This window comes from Mesorhizobium sp. M0208 (genome assembly GCF_040322015.1).
In the GTDB taxonomy this organism is placed as follows: domain Bacteria; phylum Pseudomonadota; class Alphaproteobacteria; order Rhizobiales; family Rhizobiaceae; genus Mesorhizobium.
The window spans coordinates 79,811-100,729 of the sequence record NZ_JAMYSP010000001.1; the positions used below are offsets into that span (position 1 = coordinate 79,811).

Genomic DNA, 20,919 nt, shown 5'->3' on the forward strand with positions numbered 1-20,919 from the left:
CCGACGGGATCGCAGCTCAGCTGCCGGCAACCGCCAGCCCGGTCGCTTTTTCGGCGCGCAGCAGCATGCCAAACAGGTCGCGCGGCTCATCGGGATCGGCCAGAAGGTCTAGTTCCTCGTAAAGGCCGGTCCGCTGCAGCTGATCGCGGACGTAGCGCAGCGCGGAAAAATCCTCGATCGCAAAGCCGACGGAGTCAAACAATGTGATCTGTCGGGCATCCGTCCGGCCTGCTGCCTTTCCTGTCATCACCTGCCACAATTCGGTGAGCGGGTGATCCGCATCGAGCTGCTGGCTCTCGCCTTCGATGCGCGTCTGCGGCGGATATTCTACGAAGATGTCCGAGCGCAGCAGAATGTCGCGATGCAGCTCGGTCTTGCCCGGGCAGTCGCCGCCAACCGCGTTGATGTGCACGCCGGATCCAACCATGTTGTCGGTCAGGATTGTTGCCGACCGCTTGTCGGCGGTGACCGTGGTGATGATCTCTGCACCTTCAACGGCTTCCTGTGCCGACGCGCAGAGCTTGATGTCGAAACCCATGCCGGCAAGGTTCTTCCTGCATTTCGCCGAGGCCGCCGGGTCGATATCGTAGAGACGCAGCCTGTCGACGCCAAGCAGCGCCTTGAAGGCAATGGCCTGGAATTCCGATTGCGCGCCATTGCCGATGATCGCCATGCACCTGGCGGCCTCTGGAGCGAGGTATTTCGCCGCGACCGCCGAGCTTGCGGCGGTTCTGAGCGCCGTCAGGATGGTCATTTCCGAAAGCAGCATCGGATAGCCATTGCCGACATCGGCAAGCACGCCGAAAGCGGTCACGGTCTGGCGGCCGTCACGCGTATTCTTCGGATGGCCGTTGACGTATTTGAACCCATAGAGCTGCCCGTCGCTGGTCGGCATCAGCTCGATCACGCCGTCAACGCTGTGCGAGGCGATGCGCGGCGTCTTGTCGAACAGCTCCCAGCGCCTGAAATCCTCTTCGATATAGGCGGCAAGCTCAAGCAGGAAGCGCTCGATGCCGATGGCAAGCACCAGCTTCATCATGCGGTCGACGCTGACGAACGGGACGATGTTCAAATTGACGGTCATGGCTCAGAACCCCCTCGTCGGACGGTCCATGATCCGCCGGCCCATCAGGCTCGCGGTCAGGTCGACCAGAAGCGTGGCGGTGCGGCCGCGTTCGTCGAGAAAAGGGTTGAGCTCGACTAGGTCGAGACTGGTGACGAGGCCGCTGTCATGCAGCATTTCCATTGCCAGATGCGCCTCGCGGAAGGTGGCGCCACCTGGAACGGTGGTGCCGACCGCCGGGGCGATCGACGGGTCGAGAAAATCGACGTCGAGGCTGACGTGCAGCATGCCGTTGGCGGCGCTCACCCGCTCGAGAAAGGCGCGAAGCAGTTGCGCAATGCCGTGCTCGTCGATCGAACGCATGTCATGGACCGTCACGCCGGCTCTGCGCAACGCTTCCCTTTCCGCCAGGTCCACGCTGCGGATCCCCAGCGCGCATATGCGAGCCGGGTCCACCTGCGCTGCAAGGCGGGGGAAATAGCCCTCGAAGCCGGGCTGCCCGCTGGCATAGGCCAGCGGCACACCATGCAAATTGCCGCTGGTGGTCGTGTCGAGCGTATGAAAATCGGGGTGCGCATCGAGCCACAGCACGAAGAGCGGCCGGCCGGCATTCGCGGCCCGGCGGGCAATGCCGGCGAGCGTACCGGCCGAAATGCTGTGGTCGCCGCCGAGAAAGATCGGCATCGCATCGGCGCTCGCGGCATAGGCCGTTTCGCTGATTGCTGCCGTCCAGGCGGCAATTTCCGGCAGCGCCTTCACCGCCGCGTTGCCGTGTACGACAGGACGCATGTCGGCCGGGACGATCGTTCCGAGGTCGGTCAGCGTATGGCCGAGCTCGGTCAGTGCGGTGGCCAGGCCGGCCGTGCGCAGCGCACTCGGCCCCATCTCGCAGCCCATGCGGCCTGAGCCGGCCTGGATCGGTGCGCCCACGATCGTGCAATGCATTCTCATACCCCGCCAATTACGATGCCTTTATTGAAGCCCGCATCGCTGGCAGAATGAACATGTCAAATTGGCAAATTTGTCGAAATGCCTTACCATAGTGACATCATCTACTTCCGTTGTGAGCAATCATGGACCAGCTCGACGAGCAGATCATCACCTCTCTGCGGCACGACGCCCGGCGCAGCATTTCCGATCTTGCCGTCGGCCTGGGTGTCTCCCGGGCAACGGTAAGGTCCCGGATCGAGCGACTTGAGAGGGACGGCGTCATCGTCGGCTACACCGTCATTCTGCGCGCCGACGCGGTCGATCAGCGCGTGCGTGGCATCATGATGATCGAGATCGAAGGCCACGCCGCCGATCGCGTCATCCGGGCGCTGGGCGGCTTCTCCGAGGTCTCGACCATCCACACCACCAATGGCCGCTGGGATCTGGTGATAGAACTCGGAACCCAGACCCTGAGCGAGTTCGACGCCGTGCTGAGACGTATCCGCCTGATCCCCGGAATTACCGGCAGCGAAACAAGCCTGCTCCTGGCAACGCCACGCACCACCAAGGCTCGGCTGTGACTTCGAGGAACTGCGCTTGACCTGCAGCGGTAACGAAATCCGCCAAGGAACCTTCAATTGCCGCCGCGGTTAGAGCAGTTCCAGTAAAAGTGTGGAACGGTTTTCCGTTCGGAATTGCATCGGAACGAAAAGATAGAGCGGGTCAGCGTTTCCGGGAAACGACGAACCGTTCTGGGCCGGACAGGCCTCCTTCGAGGGAGAACAATCATGGCTCACGCCCAGCAGGAACTGGTCGAATTCGTTATCAGCAAAGCCTTCAACCCGGTCATGCGGGCCAAACCGGACGGAAAATCCGATGCCGAGCGCAAGACGCTCGAACACGTCCAGCAGGCCACGAAGACCGAGATTGAGCGCTATCGCCGTTACGGCTCGGCCGAGGAGGTCGCGACCAACTTCAGGCGCGACCTGAATTCCGACGCTGCCAAGAAGTTGCACGCCCAGCTGCGCCGACTGCATCTGCCGACGATTGAGGACATTCGTGACGACTTCGAGGACAAGGCCCGCAAGCTCGGGGTCAAGGCCTCGCCGTAGATCCGCGACCAATCGCCTGGTGACGTCCGTCAGGCCGTCATCACAATCCACCCTTGGTCGGAGGCCACCCTGACCGAGCTGTCTCGGGGATGTTGTCCGACGTCAGCTCGCCGCGATTGAGCTTTTCAATCGCTTCATCGGCTTCGCTTTCGTCGAGACCGGAAAGCGGCAAGCCATCGACCACGACGGCTTCGTCGCTCTCGCTGTCATAGACCTCCCAGAGGCCTTCCGGATCCTGTCGTTTGTCGTAAACGGTTGGCATGGCCATTTCTGTAACCACTCCTGCAGGCAACGCCGCTATTGCACGCCTGCCACCCATTTCAGGGCCTGGGCCTTTTCTGACTTGCTGCCTTGCTCGAAACAAACTCGGGCCATTGGTGGATGTTCCCTGCCGGAGGCGTGCTTAACTTCAACCTGACATGGCTAGAATCGGCCGGCTTCTCCGATCGGCCCTCGGATCGCCTGGGTGACGACGGTATAACGCGTGACTTGACCCTCCTCGGGATCCTCCCCGTGGAAATGGATTGCTGCGTTCGGCGGCAGCCGCGCAGTGCTGCCGAACTGCTTGACGGTGGAGACATGCACGATCTGCATGTCGGGGTCCCGCTTCATGGCGTCCATCGCTGCCAGCTCGGCGCTGCTGCTGCCACCGATCCGCCAGCTCGCTTCCAGCACGCCCGATCGCCAGATGCCCGAGGAATCGACACCTTGGCCGATGTCGTAGTTGCGTCGCGAGGCGAAGAATCCGGGATAACCATCCATCGCTGCGTCATAGGTTCTCGCCTGCGCCACGGCCAAACCCACCGCCGGAGATAATCGCAGCCCATCCAGCGCCTCCCATCCGCCGCGCACCACAACCAGATCGGATCCGCCGTAGACGGGCTGCCCGTCGTTGTCGGTCGTCGTCCGCTGGGTGCCGTAATAGCTGATCGACAATTCGTCGATCATGGTTCTGCCAACGCTCAGCGTAACGATGTCGCGAAGCTGCGTTTCGAGAACAAGGCCGTATTCGCTTAGCTCAGACGATGGATATTGGTCCAGCAGCCTTTCGACATCGCCGACTGTCGCGGCGGTGTGCTGGTCGCGGCCCCGCGAAGCGCGCGGTGGCTTGAATCGGACCAGCCCCAGCTCCAGCAGACGTTGCGCTGCGCGCAGCGCGTCGTGGCGTGAAAATGCAGTGTAGCCGGGCAGTACGGCCGCGGCGACGGCGCTGCCGAAGCCGACGGGCCATTCTTTTGGCCGTGCCGCCGATCCGTCCACCAGCTCGTGGGTTATGGCCTTGGTGGTTGCGAGGCGCCAGGGCACCACCCCGCCGAAGAGATCGTCGGGCCCGTTTATGCCCAGTTGAACCGCATCGGCAGCAAGCAGGCTGTCGTCCGGCACGAAATACAACCCGTCACTGTCACCGCCACCTTCACGCAGGCCCTGGCGGAAGGAAAATCCCTTCAACGCTGCGATCGTGCGCGCGACGGCAGCGACGGTTTCCCGTTCGTGGGCATAGATGGTCTCGCCACCCGGCGCGGAGAATGCGACCACAACACCTTTCGCCCCGCTTGGTTGCCTACCGCTTAGCCCGGTCATGTCGCGCCCTTCGTCCATTGCCGAGCCCATTGCCGTTTCCGCGGCAATGCGTCCGAACAAAAAAACCCGTTGACGCGGCGAATGTTCCGGCCAACGGCCGGCTGCGGGTTTGACCAGGTGGCTGCCCGGAGCTTCTTGCGGTCGACGTCGAGACGCTGCGTCCCGGCGAGAAGGCCGCCGTGGACGACGTGCTGAAGGAGGCCGCCCCACACGTCCTGGGAGACGCCGACCTCGTCGGCACATTCGAACGGGCTTGAGACCGGAGTTCGCTGTCGCATGAACTGCGGCCGATGGCCGGAATAATCGCTAAATCAGCGGTTCATGTTCATGATCGCGTTCATCGGCATCAAATTGTGGTCGAGATTGGCCATGATCCAGATCGAGCCGCCGATCACCAGAACTACGATCAGCACGCCGAAGGCAAGCGCCAGGGCGTTGTTGGTGTTGTCCGGTCCCGTCGTGATGTGCAGGAAGAAGACGAGATGCACGCCCATCTGGGCGATCGCCAGCACGACCAGCGCCACCGGAATGCCGGGTGCCCATACCAGGTCGGTTCCGGGCAACCAGAACGAGGCGATGGTCAGCAGCGTTGCCAGCCCGAGGCCGATCACATAGCCGCGTAGCCCGGATCCGACGTCGGTGTCGCCGAGGTATTCGTCACCCGGCGCCGTATCTATGTCGTAGCGCTCCAGGCCATGGGTGTCGCGCCGTTGCGCGTGGCGATCGTCCGCATTGCTCATCGACTTGCTCCCAGGAGATAGACCACGGTGAACAGCGCGACCCAGATGATGTCGAGGGCGTGCCAGAACAGGCTGAAGCACATGAAACGCCGAAGAATATCGTCGCGGAATCCCTTGGCGAAGATCTGCGCCATCATCGTGAGCAGCCACAGCAGCCCCGCCGTGACGTGAAGGCCATGGCATCCCACCAGCGTGAAGAACGCCGACAGGAAAGCGCTGCGCGTCGGTCCGGCACCACTGGCAACCATATGCACGAACTCGCGCAACTCGAGCAGGATGAAGCTGGCGCCGAGCACGAAGGTAACAGTCATCGCGACATAGAACCAGGAGCTTCGCCGCGCTGTCACGGCAAGGCCGGCGAGACCGCAGGTAAAGCTCGACAACAGCAAAGCGGCCGTCTCGATCGCGACGTTGCGCAAGTTGAACAGCTCGGCCCCGCTTGGTCCGCCCGCCGTCTTGCCCGCCAGCACGGCATAGGCCGCGAAGAAGGCGGAGAACATCACGATGTCGCTCAGAAGGAAGATCCAGAAGCCATAGCCGACGACGATCCGGATCGGGGCCGGGCCGCCGAGTGCATGGCCGTGCCCGCCATGGATACGGTAAGGGTCACGCTCTCGAACGTCCATCGCGGTCATGGCCTTGGCCCCGTGTAGGTAGCCAGTGCCTCGCGGCGCGCGCTTCGGTTGGCGCGGTCGATCCGGGCGACTTCGGCGGCAGAAATGACGTATTCGGGTTTGTCGCGCCATGCGAATACGACGAAGGTAGCGAAAGCACCGAGCGCGCCGAGTGCCACCATCCACCAGATGTGCCAGATGAGAGCGAAACCCATCACGGTCGCAAAGAAGGCGCAGATGAACCCGGTGGGACTGTTGCGCGGCATCTCGATCGGCTCGTATTCAGGCTCGTCGCGCAGGCGGTTTTGCTCGCGTGCCCGCTGCTTGATGCTCCAGTAGGGCTCTTCGCCCTCGACGTGCGGAAGCGCGGCGAAGTTGAAGACCGGCGGCGGCGAGGGCGTGGCCCATTCCAGCGAGCGCCCGTCCCAGGGATCCCCTGTGGAATCTCGAAGCGCCGCACGCTGCCGGATGCTGACGACGAGCTGTATGATCTGCGCGACCACGCCGGCGGTGGTGATGATCATGCCGGCGCCCGCAACCAGCACCCAGGGATACCAGGCCGGCACGTCGAAATGCTGCATGCGGCGGGTCATGCCGAGCAGGCCGACGGCGTAGAGCGGCACGAAGGTGGCGTAGAACCCGATCAGCGTCAGCCAGAAGGCCAGCTTGCCCCAGCCCTCGTGCAGCCGGAAACCGAATGCCTTGGGAAACCAGTAGGTATATCCCGCGAAGGCGCCGAACAGCACGCCGCCGATGATGACGTTGTGGAAATGCGCCACCAGGAACAGGCTGTTGTGGAGCAGGAAATCGGCCGGCGGCACCGCCAGCAACACGCCCGTCATGCCGCCGATGACGAACGTCACCATGAAGCCCAGCGACCACAGCATTGGGGTCGCGAAGCGGATGCGGCCACCATACATGGTGAACATCCAGTTGTAGATCTTCACGCCGGTACCGACAGCGATGATGCTGGTGGCGATGCCGAACGCAGCGTTGACGTCGGCGCCGGCGCCCATCGTGAAGAAGTGGTGCAGCCACACCATGAAGGAAACGATGCAGATGAAGAGTGTCGCGGCCACCATCGAGCGGTAGCCGAACAGCGGCTTGCTGGAGAAGGTGGAGATGACCTCCGAGAAGATGCCGAACGCCGGCAGGACGAGGATGTAAACCTCGGGATGGCCCCAGGCCCAGATCAGGTTCACGAACATCAGCATGTTGCCGCCGGCTTCGTTGGTGAAGAAATGAAAGCCGAAATAGCGGTCGAGCGTCAGCATCGCGAGCGTGGCTGTGAGGATCGGGAACGCGGCGACGATGAGCAGGCTGGCGGCGAGCGAAGTCCAGCAGAACATCGACATCCTGAGATAACTCATGCCGGGCGCCCGCATCTTCAGGATCGTGGTGACGAAATTGATGCCGGTGAGCAGCGTTCCGACACCCGCTATCTGCACCGCCCACAGATAGTAATCGACACCGACGCCCGGCGAGTAGGCGGTCTCGCTGAGCGGCGGATAGGGCAGCCATCCGGTGCGCGCAAACTCGCCGATCACCAGCGAGATGTTGACCAGCAGCGCGCCGGTGGCGGTGAGCCACAAACTCACCGAGTTGAGCGTTGGAAAGGCAACGTCGCGGACGCCGAGCTGCAGCGGCACGACCAGGTTCATCAGGCCGATGACGAACGGCATCGCCCCGAAAAAGATCATGATGGTACCGTGGGCCGAAAAGACCTGATTGAAGTGGTCGGGCGGCAGATAGCCGGGCGCCTGGAACGCGAGGGCCTGCTGGGACCGCATCATGACGGCGTCGCTGAAGCCGCGCAGCAACATCAGCAGCGCCAGCAGCACGTACATCACGCCAATCCGCTTGTGATCGACGCTGGTGATCCATTCGCGCCACAGATAGGGAAAATGGCCGGCCAGGAAGACCCAGGCCAGCACGCCGAGGATTGCCAGGGCGACGACCGCCGAGGCGATCATCGGCAGAGGCTGATCGAACGGAATGACGTCCCAGCTCAATTTTCCGAGCATTGTCAGCCTCCTGTCTTGGACGATACGCTCGGCTCGGCGCGACCGGCCTGGGGACCGGGCGCGGGCGGAACGCCCTGCGTCGCGATTTCATGGAAAAGGTCCGGCTCGACCGAGCGATAGGTCGAAGGCGGCACGTTGATGCTCTGTCTGGCTAGTTCCTGGTAGCTGACCTTGTCGAGTGCCTGTCCCTGGCTTCGCGCCGAATTGACGAACGCGTCGAAGGCATCCGCTGCGACGGCATGCAGCACGAATTGCATGCCTGGAAAACCGTCGCCGCTGAAATGGGCCGACCGCCCATAGAATTCGCCGGGCTGATCCGCCTGCAGGTGAAGCTGCGTCGTCATGCCGTTCATCGTATAGATCATGCCGCCGAGCTGAGGCACGAAGAACGCATTCATGACGCTTGCCGAGGTGAGCGAGAAATGCACCGGCCTGCCCGCCGGCACCACAAGCTGGTTGATGCTCGCGACATTCTGCTCGGGGTAGATGAACAGCCATTTCCAGTCGAGCGAGACGACCTGCACCTCGAGCGGCTTTTGCTGGGAATCCAGCGGCTTTATTGGATCGAGGTCATGCGACCCGATCCAGATGATGCCGCTCAAAAACAGGATGACGAGGATGGGGATCGACCAGACCACCAGTTCGATGCGCCCGGAATAGGCCCATCCCGGCAGGTACTGCGCCCTTGTGTTGGTTTCCCGGAACCACCAGGCAAAACCGAGTGTCGCCAGGATCGTCGGGATGACGATGGCCAGCATGATGGCGACCGAATTGAGCAGGATCGTCCGCTGCGCGGCGCCGACTGGTCCTTGCGGGTCGAGTACGCCGCCCTGGCAGCCGGCAAGCAGCGCGGCCAGCAGCATCGTCGCGCCGACGCGGCCAACACGGATGGCCGCACAATTTCGAACGATCGCCCTCAGCAACATGAGATCTCGCCGTGTCCTGAAAACCGATTGAACGTTGCAGGCAGCGTGGCTGCCAACCCCGAATGTGCGCGCCGGTGTGCTCCTGGCGACAGTTTCTTCACGCACGGGGCCCCGGCTCGCAGAACCACATGCGGCGGATGTCATCGTTAAGCGGTCGACCTGTCGAGAACCCCTCCAAATCCTAAAAACCAGCGGCAAATCCCAAGCAACCAGAGCCAAATCCTAAGAAAACCAGAACCAAATCCCTAAAAAACCAGAAACAGTATCCAGATCGAAGTTATCGCCAGAAACGTGGCGAATGCCAAGGCGGCAAACCGATTCATGGCCGCGCCCATGGTTGGTCCATTTAGTCCGCTCCCTGCGACGTGGCTGCTGAATCCAGTGATGCTGCTCTGGAGGGCTGCGCCAACCGAACGAATGTTCGTCGCGAAAGTTCCCAAAAACCTAGATCCACCGCAGCCTTTGGTTGCAGCGCAGAGCAGCAACGCGATGCGAACCAGGGGCGGCTGGGCGGCTTTCTGCCAAACCGGAAGGAGTTCGGCTTTGCGTATGTAAAAACTACTTGTGTAGGTGAAAATAGTTGCTACTAATCAGCTGGGCCGGCGCATGGGCGGCTCTGGGAGGAATTTCGGCATGACAAGACTGCGCGGCCTCGCGTGGGATCACCGACGCTGCTGGGGTCCGCTCGAGGCCAGCATCGGGCCGTATTGCGCCGCCAATCCCGGTCTTGAGATCGAATGGGACCGCCGCAGCCTCTATGAGTTCGGCGAGGGCGCGCTTGGTCCGGTGCTCGGCGCCTATGATCTTGTCGTGTTCGATCATCCGTTCATCGGCGATATTGCCGAAGGCGGGCTGATGGTGCCGTTCGATTTGTCGGCTGAGCAGCGCCGCGGCTTCGAACGGGATTCGGTCGGCGCATCCTGGCAATCCTACGCGAGGGACGGGCGCCAATGGGCGTTGCCAATCGATGCTGCCTGCCAGGTTGCCTCGTATCGCCCTGATCTACTGGAGCGCTACGGTTCGTTGCCGCACAGCCATGATGACGTGCTGGAGCTCGGCCGGCGCGCCTTGAAGGACGGCAAATGGCTTGGGCTGCCGTTGGTGCCGACTGACGCCATGTGCCTGCTTTTGACGCTGGGTGAGCCCCGCGAAGACGGCGACGAGTTCATTGCTGGGGAAAAAATCGAGCAGGCCGTCGGGCAGTTGCGCCAGCTTGCGGCGCTGTCGCACCCGAACTCGCCGAAATGGAACCCGATCCGCTGCTACGATCATATGATCGCGCATGACGACGTGGTCTACGTGCCGTTCGCCTTCGGCTATGTGAACTACGCCTCCAGGGCAGACAGGCCGTATCTGCGCTTCGCCGACGTGCCGACACCGCGATCCGCCGGCGCCTTGCTCGGCGGTGCCGGCATCGGCGTCAGCGCTCAATCGAAACACAAGCAGGCAGCCATCGATTACGCGCTGTTTCTGTGCTCGCCCGGCTATCAGCGCGGCGACTACGTGAAATCCGGCGGACAGCCGGGATCGCTGGCGGCGTGGCAGGATGCCGAGGTCAACGCTCTCTCAGGCGGCTTCTTCGCCTCGACGCTGGCGACGATCGAAGCTTCCTATCTGCGCCCGACCCATCCGGGCTTCATCAGCTTCTTCCGCCAATGCGCCCCTCACGCCGCGGCGGCCATCACCGGCGAATTGCCGGCGGCGGAGCTCGCGGACCGGCTGAACCGGCTCTATCGCGAGACCAGGCATGGCCAGCCGCAACGGAGCGTCGCGTAATGGCCACCGATATTGCCCAGATCGTCGACGAAGGCGAAAGCGGCCGCAACGGCTACCGCGTGCCCGCTGTGGAGAAGGCGCTCGACATACTGGAATTCATGGCTGCCAGCGGCGAGCCGCTGACCCAGACCGAGATCGCCACCGGAATGGGGCGCTCCATTCACGAGATCTACCGCATCCTGCTGCTGCTGGAGAAGCGCGGCTACATTTTCCGGACGCAATCGGACCGCTTCCGCCTGTCGCTGAAGCTGTTCGAACTGGCGCATATGCATCCCCCGGTGAACCGCCTGGTCGAATGCGCGCTGCCGGTGATGCGCGGCCTGGCCGCCAATGCCGACCAGAGCTGCCATCTGGTCGTCCGCGAAGGCGAGAGCGCACTGGTCGTGCTGCAGATCGATTCGCCTTTGCCGATGCGTTATTCGGTTGCCCTTGGCTCGCATTTCCCGATCCTCGAAACGAGTTCCGGCGCGGTGCTGCTGGCGCATTCTGGCCGCGCCGAGCGCGACCGCATCGTCGAGCGGATCGTCGCTGCAGGCGAAGGCCAAGGCAGCCGGGCGGAAATCGAAGCGCGGCTGAACGAAGTCGCAAGGCTCGGCTATGAAATGCGCGCCTCGCTGGCTGTCGAGGGCTGCATCAACATCTCGACGCCGGTGCGCGACCATACCGGCGCAGTCATTGCCGCGCTCACCGTCCCGTTCCTGCCGCAAAAGGCCGCGCGCTTCGATCGCAGCACCGTCTTTGAGCGGACTAAGGCGGCGGCCGAGACGATATCGGCGGCGATGGGCGCGGGCGAAGCTGCCGCCTCTTCACGTGCCGACCCGGAACGGCGGGACTATCCGTTCAGCAACTGACAAGAAATACAGGGAGAAGAAACATGAACTGGTCCAAATCGATGCTGTTTGCCTCGGCGGCCGTGCTGGCTCTGAGCGGCGCCGCGGCACAGGCCGAAAACATGCCGAAGCGCATCGGCTACGTCACCAACTACGCCACGCATGAGTGGTATCAGAACGTCATCAAGGGTATGCAGGCCCGCGCCAAGGAACTCGGTATCGAGCTCGAGGTGCAGGACGCCAATCTGGACGTCGCCAAGGAGGTCTCCGCCGCCGAAGATTTCATGGCCAAGGGCGTCGACGTCCTGATCATCACGCCCGTCAACGAGGAAGGCGTCGTGCCGCTGCTGCGCCAGGCGAAATCCAACAACGTTCCGGTCGTGCTCGAAGGCAATCCGGTTAAGGGCATGACCACAATGGTCGCGATCTGCGACTACGACACCGGCTACACCGCCGGCGTCGAAGCCGGCAAATACGCCAAGGAAAAGCTCGAAGGCAAAGCCAAGGTGATGAATGTCGGCCTGCCGCTGCTGTCCGCCACCGTCCTGCGGTCGCAGGGTTTCATGGACGGCCTGAAGACCATCATCCCCGACGCGGTCATGGTCCACGACCTCGACGGCGGCGGCAATCCCGATCGCGCACTCGAAGTCTCTTCGGCGGCTCTTGCCAAGAATGCCGACATCAACATCATCTACGGCATCAACGATTCCTCCTCGCTCGGCGGCCTTCAGGCCTGGAAAGCGGCCGGCAAGCCGCAGGACGGCCTGTTGACTGTCGGCACCGGTGGCGAAGGCCTCGCCTTCATCAATGCGATGCAGAACGAGCCGTCCTACCGGATCGAGGCCGCGATGTTCCCGGAAAAGGAAGGCTACACCGCCATCGATGCAGCGGTTAAGCTCTTCAACGGCGAAGAGGTGCCGGAACACATCGTCAGCCCGACCGCGCCGATGAACGGTGACGCCTGGAAGAAGTTCTACGACTACGATGGCACCACACGCAAAATCAAATGGGATGCCGTCAATTCGCTTCAGCCACCGGAAAAATGCATGAAAACTTCCGCCGATCTGAAGAAGTAAGGATTCCGGGTAGCCCTTCCCGCACGGCGGGAAGGGCAGCGGATCGGATATGCCGACGGAAAAACAGGGCAACCGTCCTGTTTTGGCCCGCAGGTTTCCAAACGGCGACGGCACCGATACGGGCCCGGAAATGAAATGGACATGAGCGAGCTTACGCAATCCTCTGCGCCAAGGCGTTTCATCGGCGGCCAGCTGCTGGGCAGCAGCCAGCTGGTGCTCGGCGTGATCCTGGCCGTGCTCTGCATCGCCATGTCGATTGCGGCGCCGCAATTCTATTCCGAGGCCAACATCATCGCCATCCTGCGCCAATGCGCGCTGGTGCTGATCGTTGCCTCCGGCATGACGATGCTGATCATCACCGCGGAAGTCGACCTGTCGGTCGGTGCATCGCTGGCTTTTGTCGGCTGTATCGGCATGGCCGTGCTCAATTCAACACACAGCCTGACGCTCGGCCTGCTGGCGGCACTCGCCTTTTCAGGCGCGGTCGGCCTGTTCAACGGGCTGGTCGTCACCATGCTCAAGGTGAACTCGCTGATCGCCACCATCGGCACCATGATGATGCTGCAGGGCGGCGTCTATCTGTTCACCCGCGAGGCGGTGCAGAACCACCACCGACTTGCCGGCTTCACCGATCTCGGCGCCGGCTATATCGGCGCGATCCCGCTGCCCGTGGTCGTTGCCGCGGTGATTTTCGCGCTGGCCGCGGCAACGCTGCGCTTCACCACGCTCGGCCGTTATCTCTACGCTGTCGGCGCCAACGAGCGCGCGGTTCGTCTCTCCGGCGTGCGCTCGCAACGCTTAAAACTCTTCGCCTTCGTCGTCACCGGCCTCTGCGTCGGCATTGCCGGCATGATCCTGTCGTCGCTGATGAATGCCGGCCAGCCGACCGCCGGCCGCGGCTTCGAGCTGACGGTGATTGCCGCCGTCATCCTCGGCGGCACCAGCCTGCTTGGCGGCCGCGGCTCGCTGCTTGGCACGTTGCTGGGCGTGCTGGTGCTGAAGGTCATCGACAACGGCATCATCATCCTCGGCTGGAACCAGGATCTGCAGATGGTGGTGCCCGGAATCGTCATCATCCTGGCGACCTATCTCGACATCGTGCGGAACAGAGCCAATGTCGGTTGATTTCCTTCACCCCGCCGAAACCGTGGCTGTCGATAAAAGCGTGCCGGCGCTGGAGATGCGCGGCATCGGCAAGCGCTTTCCCGGCGTGGTGGCGCTGGATAACGTCGATCTGACCCTGGAACCCGGCAAGATCCATGCATTGATGGGCGAGAACGGCGCCGGCAAGTCGACGCTGATCAAGATCATGGCCGGGGTCTACGGCAAGGATGCCGGCACCATTCGCCTGCGCGGCCGCGAGGCCGACATCAAGTCGCCGCGCGACAGCCTGAAAGAGGGCATCAAGGTGGTGTTCCAGGAGATCGCGCTGATCGCCGAATTCAGCGTCGCCGAGAACATCTTCCTCGAAGGCTATCCGACCGGCAAAGGCGGGTCGATCGACTGGAAGAAGATCCGTGCCGATGCGGCCGCCCTGTTCAAGCGTATCGGCTTCAACGTCGACCCGGCGGCGCGCACGGGATCGCTGCCGGTCAGCCAGCAGCAGATGGTCGAGATCGCCCGCGCACTCGCCCATGAAGCACGCGTCGTGGTGATGGACGAGCCGACCTCCTCGCTGACGCCGAACGAGGTCTCGCTGCTGTTCACCGTCATTCGCCGGCTCGCCGCGCTCGGCATCGCCGTGCTCTATGTCAGCCACAAGCTCGACGAGGTCTTCGAGATCGCCGACACCGTGACCGTATTGCGCGACGGCCGCCACGTCTCGACCAGGCCGATCGGCGAGCACACCAACGATACGCTGATCCAGGACATGATCGGCCGGCGCATCGAAAACCTGTTCCCGCGCAAGCGCGGTGCACCAGGCAGCAAGGTCGCCCTTTCCGTGCAAGGACTTAGCACGGCGAAGAAGCTGAAGGACGTGTCGTTCGAAGCGCATGCCGGCGAAGTCCTCGGCTTCTTCGGCTTGATGGGGGCGGGTCGGACCGAGCTCGCCAAGGCGATTGTCGGCTTCGATCCGATCACCTCCGGCACTATTTCGGTCGATGGCAGCCCGCTGCTGCCGCACGACACGCACACCGGCGTCCGGCTCGGCATCGGCCTGCTCACCGAAGACCGCAAGAGCGAAGGGCTGATGGGCGAGCTGCCGGTCTACCAGAACGCCAGCCTCGCCTCGCTCGGTGCCTTCGCCAGGATGGGCTTCGTCGATAAGGCAAGCGAACGCAAAGCGGTGCAGGACTATGTCGACCGTTTCCGCATCAGGACGCCCAGCTTGTTCCAGCAGGTCAAGAACCTGTCGGGCGGCAATCAGCAGAAAGTGCTGATCTCGCGCTGGCTGATGCGCGGTCTCAAGGTGATCGTCGTCGACGAACCGACCCGCGGCATCGACGTCGGCGCCAAGTCGGAGATTTTTGCGCTCATCGACCGGCTCGCCGGCGAAGGCCTGGCGGTCGTCATGATGACGTCCGAAATGCCCGAGCTGCTGGGGCTTGCCGACCGCATCGCGGTGATGTGCGAAGGCCGCCTCACCGCTATCATGTCCCGCGACGAGGCCACGCAGGAGAACATCCTCAATGCGGCGATCGGCTAAGACGATGACGCCTCGGAACGGGACCAAGTGATGAGCCTGGCAGGCACCGACACGATGAAAGCTGGGCCGTCCATGCTGGCGCGGCTCGTCGCACGGCAGGAAGTGGCATTGCTCCTCTGCCTCATCCTGGTGATCGCGTTCTTTTCCTTCACCGCCGAGAATTTCTTCTCTGTGCGCAACATCACCAATGTGCTCGGTCAGGCTTCGCTAGCACTGACAGCCGGCATAGGCTGCGCCATCGTCTTCATCTCCGGCGAGGTCGACATCTCGATCGGGTCGCTGCTGGCGACCATCGCGCTGCCGCTGATCATCATCATGAACGACACCAACTCGCTTGTGCTCGGCATCAGCGGTGCGCTGCTGTTCGGGCTGATCATCGGCGTCGTGAATGGTTATCTGACGGCCTATGCCGGCATCAACTCGCTGATCGTGACCCTGGGCACGATGTTCATCATGCGCGGCGGTGTCTACCTCTACACCGGCCAGCGCGCCATCCCCGACGATGCAGCGCTCGACAGCTTCATCGCGCTGTCGGACGGTCGCCTGTTCAACGTCGTTCCCTATTCGGCTGTCATTGCCCTCGTTCTGCTCGCCGTCTTCGCCTACGTGATGCAGCACCGGCCGTTCGGGCGGCAGATCTATGCCGTCGGCGGCAATCCGGAAGTAGCGCGGCTGGCAGGCTACGACGTGCGCCGCGTCAAGTTCATCTGCTTCATCATCAGCGCGCTGCTGGCAACGGTAGCCGGCATTATCCTGGCCGCCCGCGTCGGCTCGGCGCAGCATACGGCTGGGCTGAATTTCGAGTTCCAGGTCGTCGCCGCCACCGTGCTCGGCGGGGTGAGCCTTGCCGGCGGCATCGGCAGCCTGACCGGCATGGCGCTCGGCGTGTTGATCCTGCAGTTCCTGTCCAACGGGCTGCGCGGGCTCGGCCTGCCGACCGAATGGCAATTGGTCATCACCGGCATGATCATCATTGCCGCCGTCGCTTTCGACGAAGCGAAGCGCCGGCGCGCCATTGGAGTCTGACATGGATCGTCTCAAAGGGAAAACCGCAATCGTCACCGGCGCCGCCGACGGCATCGGCCATGCGATCAGCGAGGCAATGGCGCGTGAGGGCGCGCACGTCTTCCTCGGCGACATCGATGATGAGAAGGGCGAAAAATTCGCAGCCGAGCTGCGCGCCGCCGGCCACCGCGCTGACTACATCCATTGCGACGTGGCGGAGGAGGCCGACATCGCCGCCCTGGTAGACGGCGCCGTCGGCAAAACCGGCCATCTCGACATTCTGGTCAACAATGCCGCCATCGCCATCGGCGGCATGCCGGTCCATGAGATGACCGACGAGCAGTGGCACCGGCTGATCGCAGTCAACCTGACCAGCGTGTTCCGCGGCTGCAAATATGCGCTGCCGCATATGATCGCGCAGAAATCGGGCTCGATCATCAACATGGCCTCGGCGCAAGGTCATATCGGGCTCGACGGCTGGACCGCCTATGCCGGCGCCAAAGGTGCGGTGATGGCGATGACGCGTCAGATGGCGGTCGAGTTCGGCCCGCTCAACATCCGCGTCAACTCGATCTCGCCCGGAACCATCAACACGCCGATGAACGACAAACTGATCAAGGAGATCGGCGGCAATCTCGCCAAGGCCTGGGTGAAAATGCATCCGCTCGGTCGCATCGGCAAACCGTCCGAAGTGGCAGAAGCCGCCGTCTATCTCGCCTCCGACGCCGCCGGCTTCACCACCGGTACCGACCTGCGCGTCGACGGCGGCCTCACCGCGGCACCCCGCTACGTACCCGACCTGCTTTGACAACCAATGAGACAAAAATGAACAAGGCCCTCGAAGGCGTCCGCATCCTCGATTTCAGCCATCTGCTGCAGGGGCCGTTCGCCACGCAGCTGCTCGGCGACATGGGCGCCGACGTCATCAAGATCGAGCGTTCAGGCGCCGGCGACATGTTCCGCGGCATGACCTTCTTCGCCAAATGGGTCGGCGGCTCCGAAAGCCCGAATTTCCTCGCTTGGAACCGCAACAAGCGCTCCATCGCGCTCAACCTGAAAAGCCGCAAGGTGCATGCCATCATCATGGACATGGCTGAGAAGGCCGATGTGGTGGTGCAGAATTTCCGCCCCGGCGTGCTCGCCAGGCTCGGCTATGGCTACGAGGATTTCAGGGCGGTCAATCCCGCCATCATCTATTGCTCGGGTTCCGGCTATGGCGAGGAGGGCCCCTACGTTGAGCGCCCCGGCCAGGACATGCTGATCCAGGGATTGTCCGGGCTGATCTCCAACACCGGCCGCGGCGATCAGGCTCCTGTTCCGGCCGGTGCCGGCCTGGCCGACCAGATCGGCGCCATGAACATGGTCTACGGCATCCTGTCGGCGCTCTACTATCGCGAGAAGACCGGCAAGGGCCAGAAGATCGAGGTCAATCTGCTCGCCGGCATGCTGGCGCATCTCAATCAGGAATATGTCGCCGTGCTCAATCTCGGTGAGGATTTCGTGCGCCCGAATTCCGGCATCGGCCACCCCGGCATGCAGGCGCCGTTCGGTGTCTATGAAGCGAAGGACGGCGGCTATGTGTCGATCGCCATGAGCCCGTTCAAGACGCTGTACGAAGTGCTGGAGGCGCCGCAGCTTGCCGTCTACGACGATCTGAAGACCCTGTTCGACAGGCGCGACGAGGTGTTCGACAAGGTCAACGCCGAAACCAGGAAGTTTGCCACGCAGGACCTGCTGGCGCGGCTGCTCGCAGCCGACATCTGGTGCGCCGAGGTGAAGGACATAAGGCGCGCAGCCGAGGACCCGCAGGTTAAGCACCTGGGCATGATCACCAGCTACGATCATCCGCGCGGCGGCAAGGTCAGGGTGGTCGCGCCGGCTGTCAAGATGAGCGAGACGCCGGCTACCATAGAGCGGCCGGCGCCGCTGGTCGGCCAGCATGGCCGCGAGATACTGGCCGAGTTCGGCCTCTCCAGCGGCGAGATTGCAGCGCTTGAGGCGTCCGGCGATATGACCGTGGATGCTGCCTGACGATGAGCGTTTACCAGACACTCAGCTTGGAAATATCCGGGCGCGTCGCAGTCGTCACCTTCCGGCGCGCCGATCAGCTCAACGCCATGAACCGGCTGATGCAAAGCGAGATCACCGAGGTTTTCGAGGCGCTGTCGCAGGATGACGGCGTCGGCGCGATCGTAGTGACCGGCGAGGGGCGCGGCTTCATGGCCGGCGCCGACATCAAGGAATACGCTGCCCAGACAGCTATCGAGTTCGACGCCTTCCAGGCCGCCGGCACGCGCATGTATGCGGCAGTCGAGAACAACCGCAAGCCGGTCATCGCCGCGGTCAACGGCTTTGCGCTCGGCGGCGGCATGGAGCTGGTGCTGTGCTGCGACATCGTCATCGCCAACCAGTTCGCGAAGCTCGGCCTGCCCGAGATCAAGCTCGGGCTGGTCCCGGGCGGCGGCGGCACGCAGCGCAGCGTCCAGAAGCTCGGCCGCAACCGCTCCAACCTTTTGCTGATGACCGGCGCCATCGTGCCGGCTTCCGAGCTCGTCGCCGCCGGGCTGGTCAACGAGGTCGTCGACGCCGAAAAGCTGATGCCACGGGCGCTGGAACTCGCCGGCATGATAGCCGCCGAACCGGCTGCCGCGATCGAGGCATTGAAGGCGCTGACGGCGCACGCCGTGTCGGGCGACTTGGCGGAAGGCCTTGCCATGGAGCGCGACGTACTGGGCGGGCTTTATCGTAGCGAGACCGGCCAGCAGCGGGTGAAGGCGTTCGCCGAAAAAAGCGCCGCGCGGGCGAAGGCTGGGCAATGACGTCCCTGGTCAAGCAAAACCGGCCGCGCTTCACCGATGTCGAGGGCCTGGCCGCGATGGTCGGCGGCGGCGACGTCTTCGGTGTCGGTGGCCATCATTTTGCCCGGCTGCCGATCGCCCTGCTGCGGGCCATCGCCCGCTTGGGCGTCAAGGATCTTCGCTATGTCTGCTGGGCCGGCGGCCTGCCGCTCGAACTGCTTCTCGAAGCGAATGCCGTGGCGGCGGTCGATATCTGCTTTTCCAGCCTCGATATTTTTGGCTTGCCGCCGCGCTTCCGCGCGGCCGCCGAGACCAATGCCGTGCCGGTCCGCGACTGGACGGCGCTGGCTATGATCCAGGCGCTGCGGGCGGGGCAGCAGAACCTGCCGTCGATGCCGTTTCAGCTTCCGGAGGGTTCGGACATGCTGGCGCGCGTGCCGGGTGCGATCGCCGCGCCCGATCCGATCGCGGGAATTACGACCGGGATCATCCCGGCCTTGCGGCTCGATACGTTCGTCGTCCATGCCCAGCGTGCCGACGAGAGCGGCAATGTCCAGATCATCGGACCACGGGCGCTGGATTTCGCCATGGCCGGCGCGGCGCGCCAGGTGCTGGTGACGGTCGAGGAGATCGTCCCGGTCGGAGCGCTGCGGCATGATGGTCGGCAGAGCATTTTGACCCGCAACCGGGTGTCGGCGATCGCGCTGGCAGCAGGCGGCGCCTATCCCGCCTCCTGCCTGCCATTCTATGTGACGGATTATCAAGCGTTGGCGGGGGCGTTCGCGGCCAAGGAAATACCTTTGTCGGACAGCCTGGGCATGCCTTCGGAAGGCGTGCCGGAGCGGGTTCAAGATGCTGCAAAAGTCGGCGCTGAAACAGTCCTCGCAATGCCCAGGCTCGTGCACGGCAACAAGGAGGCGTCCATCGACGAGATCATCGCCGCCCGCATCGCCGCTGAGCTCGACAATGAGAGCTTTGCCAGTGCCGGCGCGGTGTCGCCGCTCGCCAATGTCGCCTACCGGCTGGCCAAAGCGACGCACGCGCCGGACATGATCATCGCTACCATGAGTTGCGGTCATCTCGACATAGCACCGAGCCCGATGATCCTGTCGCTGATCGAAAGCCTCGATTGCGAGACGGCGGTGGCGCATGCCGGCGGCGACGACACCTATTCGACCTACTATCAGGCCGGCGCGGTGACGCATGAGATCGTCGGTGCCGCGCAGGTCGACCGCCGTGGGCGCGTCAACACCATTGCGCTGCGCAAGCGTGACGGCAGCCTTATCCGGCTGCCCGGGCAAGGCGGCATGGCCGACGTCGCCAACATGCATCGCGATTATCTGCTCTACGTCCCCCGCCATTCCGTGCAGTCGCTGGTCGAGACGGTCGAGATTGCCAGCTCGGCGCGCGGCCTGTTGACTGAGGCCGAACGCGAGCCGATGGGCTATCGGACCGGCGCGGCATTGGTGTTCACCGACCTTTGCGTGTTTCGGCTCGACGGGGAGAGCCGGCAATTGGCCGTCATCGAAACCAGGCCGGGCGTGACGCGCCAGCAGCTCCAGGATGCCACCGGCTTTGCCCTGACATTCGATGCCGATTGCCGCGAACTTGCGCTACCCTCGAACGAGACGCTCGACATCCTGCGAAACCGCATCGACCCGCTCGGTCTGCGGCGCCTCGAATTCGTCAGCGCGAGGGAGCGCAGCGCCCTGATCGCCGAGATCCTCGCCACCGACCGGCGGATGGTCGAGCGCTGCATCGCCGCACAGCGGTCGCATACTGCACCGGATTGAAGGG

General features: G+C 63.4%; 20 protein-coding genes. 12 read left to right on the forward strand and 8 right to left on the reverse strand.

From position 1 onward, the window contains the following. Positions 1-16: 16 nt before the first annotated feature. Together ocd and rocF are read right to left on the reverse strand one after the other, a co-directional pair. Complete coding sequence (gene ocd / locus NKJ17_RS00400) at positions 17-1,084, reverse strand: ornithine cyclodeaminase (RefSeq protein WP_352507034.1); 1,068 nt, start codon at positions 1,082-1,084, stop codon at positions 17-19. 3 nt (positions 1,085-1,087) lie between these two features. After that, the gene (gene rocF, locus NKJ17_RS00405; protein WP_352476948.1) at positions 1,088-2,008 is read right to left on the reverse strand and encodes an arginase; all 921 of its coding nucleotides are present in this window, start codon (positions 2,006-2,008) and stop codon (positions 1,088-1,090) included. Positions 2,009-2,136: 128 nt separating this feature from the next. Here rocF and NKJ17_RS00410 point away from each other — a divergent pair, with 128 nt between their 5' ends. Then, positions 2,137-2,574 (forward strand): Lrp/AsnC family transcriptional regulator, encoded by a 438-nt coding sequence (locus tag NKJ17_RS00410; protein ID WP_352476949.1) that lies wholly within the window; start codon positions 2,137-2,139, stop codon positions 2,572-2,574. A gap of 207 nt (positions 2,575-2,781) precedes the next feature. Next, positions 2,782-3,105 (forward strand): hypothetical protein, encoded by a 324-nt coding sequence (locus NKJ17_RS00415; protein WP_352507033.1) that lies wholly within the window; start codon positions 2,782-2,784, stop codon positions 3,103-3,105. Positions 3,106-3,145: 40 nt separating this feature from the next. Here NKJ17_RS00415 and NKJ17_RS00420 read toward each other — a convergent pair whose 3' ends face one another. From NKJ17_RS00420 to cyoA, 6 genes are all read right to left on the reverse strand, one after another. Then, positions 3,146-3,373 carry a hypothetical protein gene (locus NKJ17_RS00420; protein ID WP_352507032.1) on the reverse strand — a complete coding sequence of 76 codons (228 nt, stop codon included), beginning with the start codon at positions 3,371-3,373 and terminating at the stop codon, positions 3,146-3,148. Between the two features lie 155 nt (positions 3,374-3,528). Next, on the reverse strand, positions 3,529-4,716 hold the full coding sequence (locus NKJ17_RS00425) for a DUF3182 family protein (protein WP_352686280.1): 1,188 nt from the start codon (positions 4,714-4,716) through the stop codon (positions 3,529-3,531). A 281-nt stretch (positions 4,717-4,997) separates the two neighbouring features. After that, positions 4,998-5,426, reverse strand: coding sequence for a cytochrome o ubiquinol oxidase subunit IV (gene cyoD, locus NKJ17_RS00430; RefSeq protein ID WP_352507030.1), 429 nt, complete (start codon positions 5,424-5,426; stop codon positions 4,998-5,000). Then, positions 5,423-6,052 carry a cytochrome o ubiquinol oxidase subunit III gene (gene cyoC / locus NKJ17_RS00435; protein ID WP_254816355.1) on the reverse strand — a complete coding sequence of 210 codons (630 nt, stop codon included), beginning with the start codon at positions 6,050-6,052 and terminating at the stop codon, positions 5,423-5,425. Before cyoC ends, cyoD begins: the two co-directional genes overlap by 4 nt. A 5-nt stretch (positions 6,053-6,057) precedes the next feature. Beyond that, a complete protein-coding gene (cyoB, locus tag NKJ17_RS00440; RefSeq protein WP_352507029.1) occupies positions 6,058-8,064 on the reverse strand; it encodes a cytochrome o ubiquinol oxidase subunit I in 2,007 nt (668 codons plus the stop codon). Positions 8,065-8,066: 2 nt separating this feature from the next. Then, positions 8,067-8,990 carry a ubiquinol oxidase subunit II gene (gene cyoA, locus NKJ17_RS00445; protein WP_352507028.1) on the reverse strand — a complete coding sequence of 308 codons (924 nt, stop codon included), beginning with the start codon at positions 8,988-8,990 and terminating at the stop codon, positions 8,067-8,069. Positions 8,991-9,623: 633 nt separating this feature from the next. On the opposite strand from cyoA, the gene NKJ17_RS00450 reads away from it, so the two are divergent. From NKJ17_RS00450 to NKJ17_RS00495, 10 genes are all read left to right on the forward strand, one after another. Further along, positions 9,624-10,766, forward strand: a complete 1,143-nt coding sequence (locus NKJ17_RS00450) for an extracellular solute-binding protein (protein WP_352686285.1) — start codon at positions 9,624-9,626, stop codon at positions 10,764-10,766. Continuing rightward, positions 10,766-11,617 (forward strand): IclR family transcriptional regulator, encoded by an 852-nt coding sequence (locus tag NKJ17_RS00455; RefSeq protein ID WP_352507026.1) that lies wholly within the window; start codon positions 10,766-10,768, stop codon positions 11,615-11,617. The genes NKJ17_RS00450 and NKJ17_RS00455 overlap by 1 nt, the downstream gene beginning before the upstream one ends. A gap of 23 nt (positions 11,618-11,640) precedes the next feature. Then, positions 11,641-12,672, forward strand: a complete 1,032-nt coding sequence (locus NKJ17_RS00460) for a sugar ABC transporter substrate-binding protein (protein ID WP_352507025.1) — start codon at positions 11,641-11,643, stop codon at positions 12,670-12,672. 141 nt (positions 12,673-12,813) lie between these two features. After that, positions 12,814-13,797: an ABC transporter permease gene (locus NKJ17_RS00465; protein WP_352507024.1), complete on the forward strand. Its 984-nt coding sequence runs from the start codon at positions 12,814-12,816 to the stop codon at positions 13,795-13,797. Further along, the gene (locus NKJ17_RS00470; RefSeq protein ID WP_352507023.1) at positions 13,787-15,319 is read left to right on the forward strand and encodes a sugar ABC transporter ATP-binding protein; all 1,533 of its coding nucleotides are present in this window, start codon (positions 13,787-13,789) and stop codon (positions 15,317-15,319) included. Before NKJ17_RS00465 ends, NKJ17_RS00470 begins: the two co-directional genes overlap by 11 nt. 30 nt (positions 15,320-15,349) lie before the next feature. Continuing rightward, a complete protein-coding gene (locus NKJ17_RS00475; protein ID WP_352686289.1) occupies positions 15,350-16,345 on the forward strand; it encodes an ABC transporter permease in 996 nt (331 codons plus the stop codon). Position 16,346: 1 nt separating this feature from the next. Beyond that, positions 16,347-17,132 (forward strand): SDR family NAD(P)-dependent oxidoreductase, encoded by a 786-nt coding sequence (locus tag NKJ17_RS00480; RefSeq protein ID WP_352507021.1) that lies wholly within the window; start codon positions 16,347-16,349, stop codon positions 17,130-17,132. A gap of 17 nt (positions 17,133-17,149) precedes the next feature. After that, on the forward strand, positions 17,150-18,355 hold the full coding sequence (locus NKJ17_RS00485; protein ID WP_352507020.1) for a CaiB/BaiF CoA transferase family protein: 1,206 nt from the start codon (positions 17,150-17,152) through the stop codon (positions 18,353-18,355). Positions 18,356-18,357: 2 nt separating this feature from the next. Then, on the forward strand, positions 18,358-19,143 hold the full coding sequence (locus NKJ17_RS00490; RefSeq protein ID WP_352686292.1) for an enoyl-CoA hydratase/isomerase family protein: 786 nt from the start codon (positions 18,358-18,360) through the stop codon (positions 19,141-19,143). After that, positions 19,140-20,915, forward strand: a complete 1,776-nt coding sequence (locus tag NKJ17_RS00495; protein ID WP_352686295.1) for a CoA-transferase — start codon at positions 19,140-19,142, stop codon at positions 20,913-20,915. Before NKJ17_RS00490 ends, NKJ17_RS00495 begins: the two co-directional genes overlap by 4 nt. Positions 20,916-20,919 lie beyond the last annotated feature (4 nt).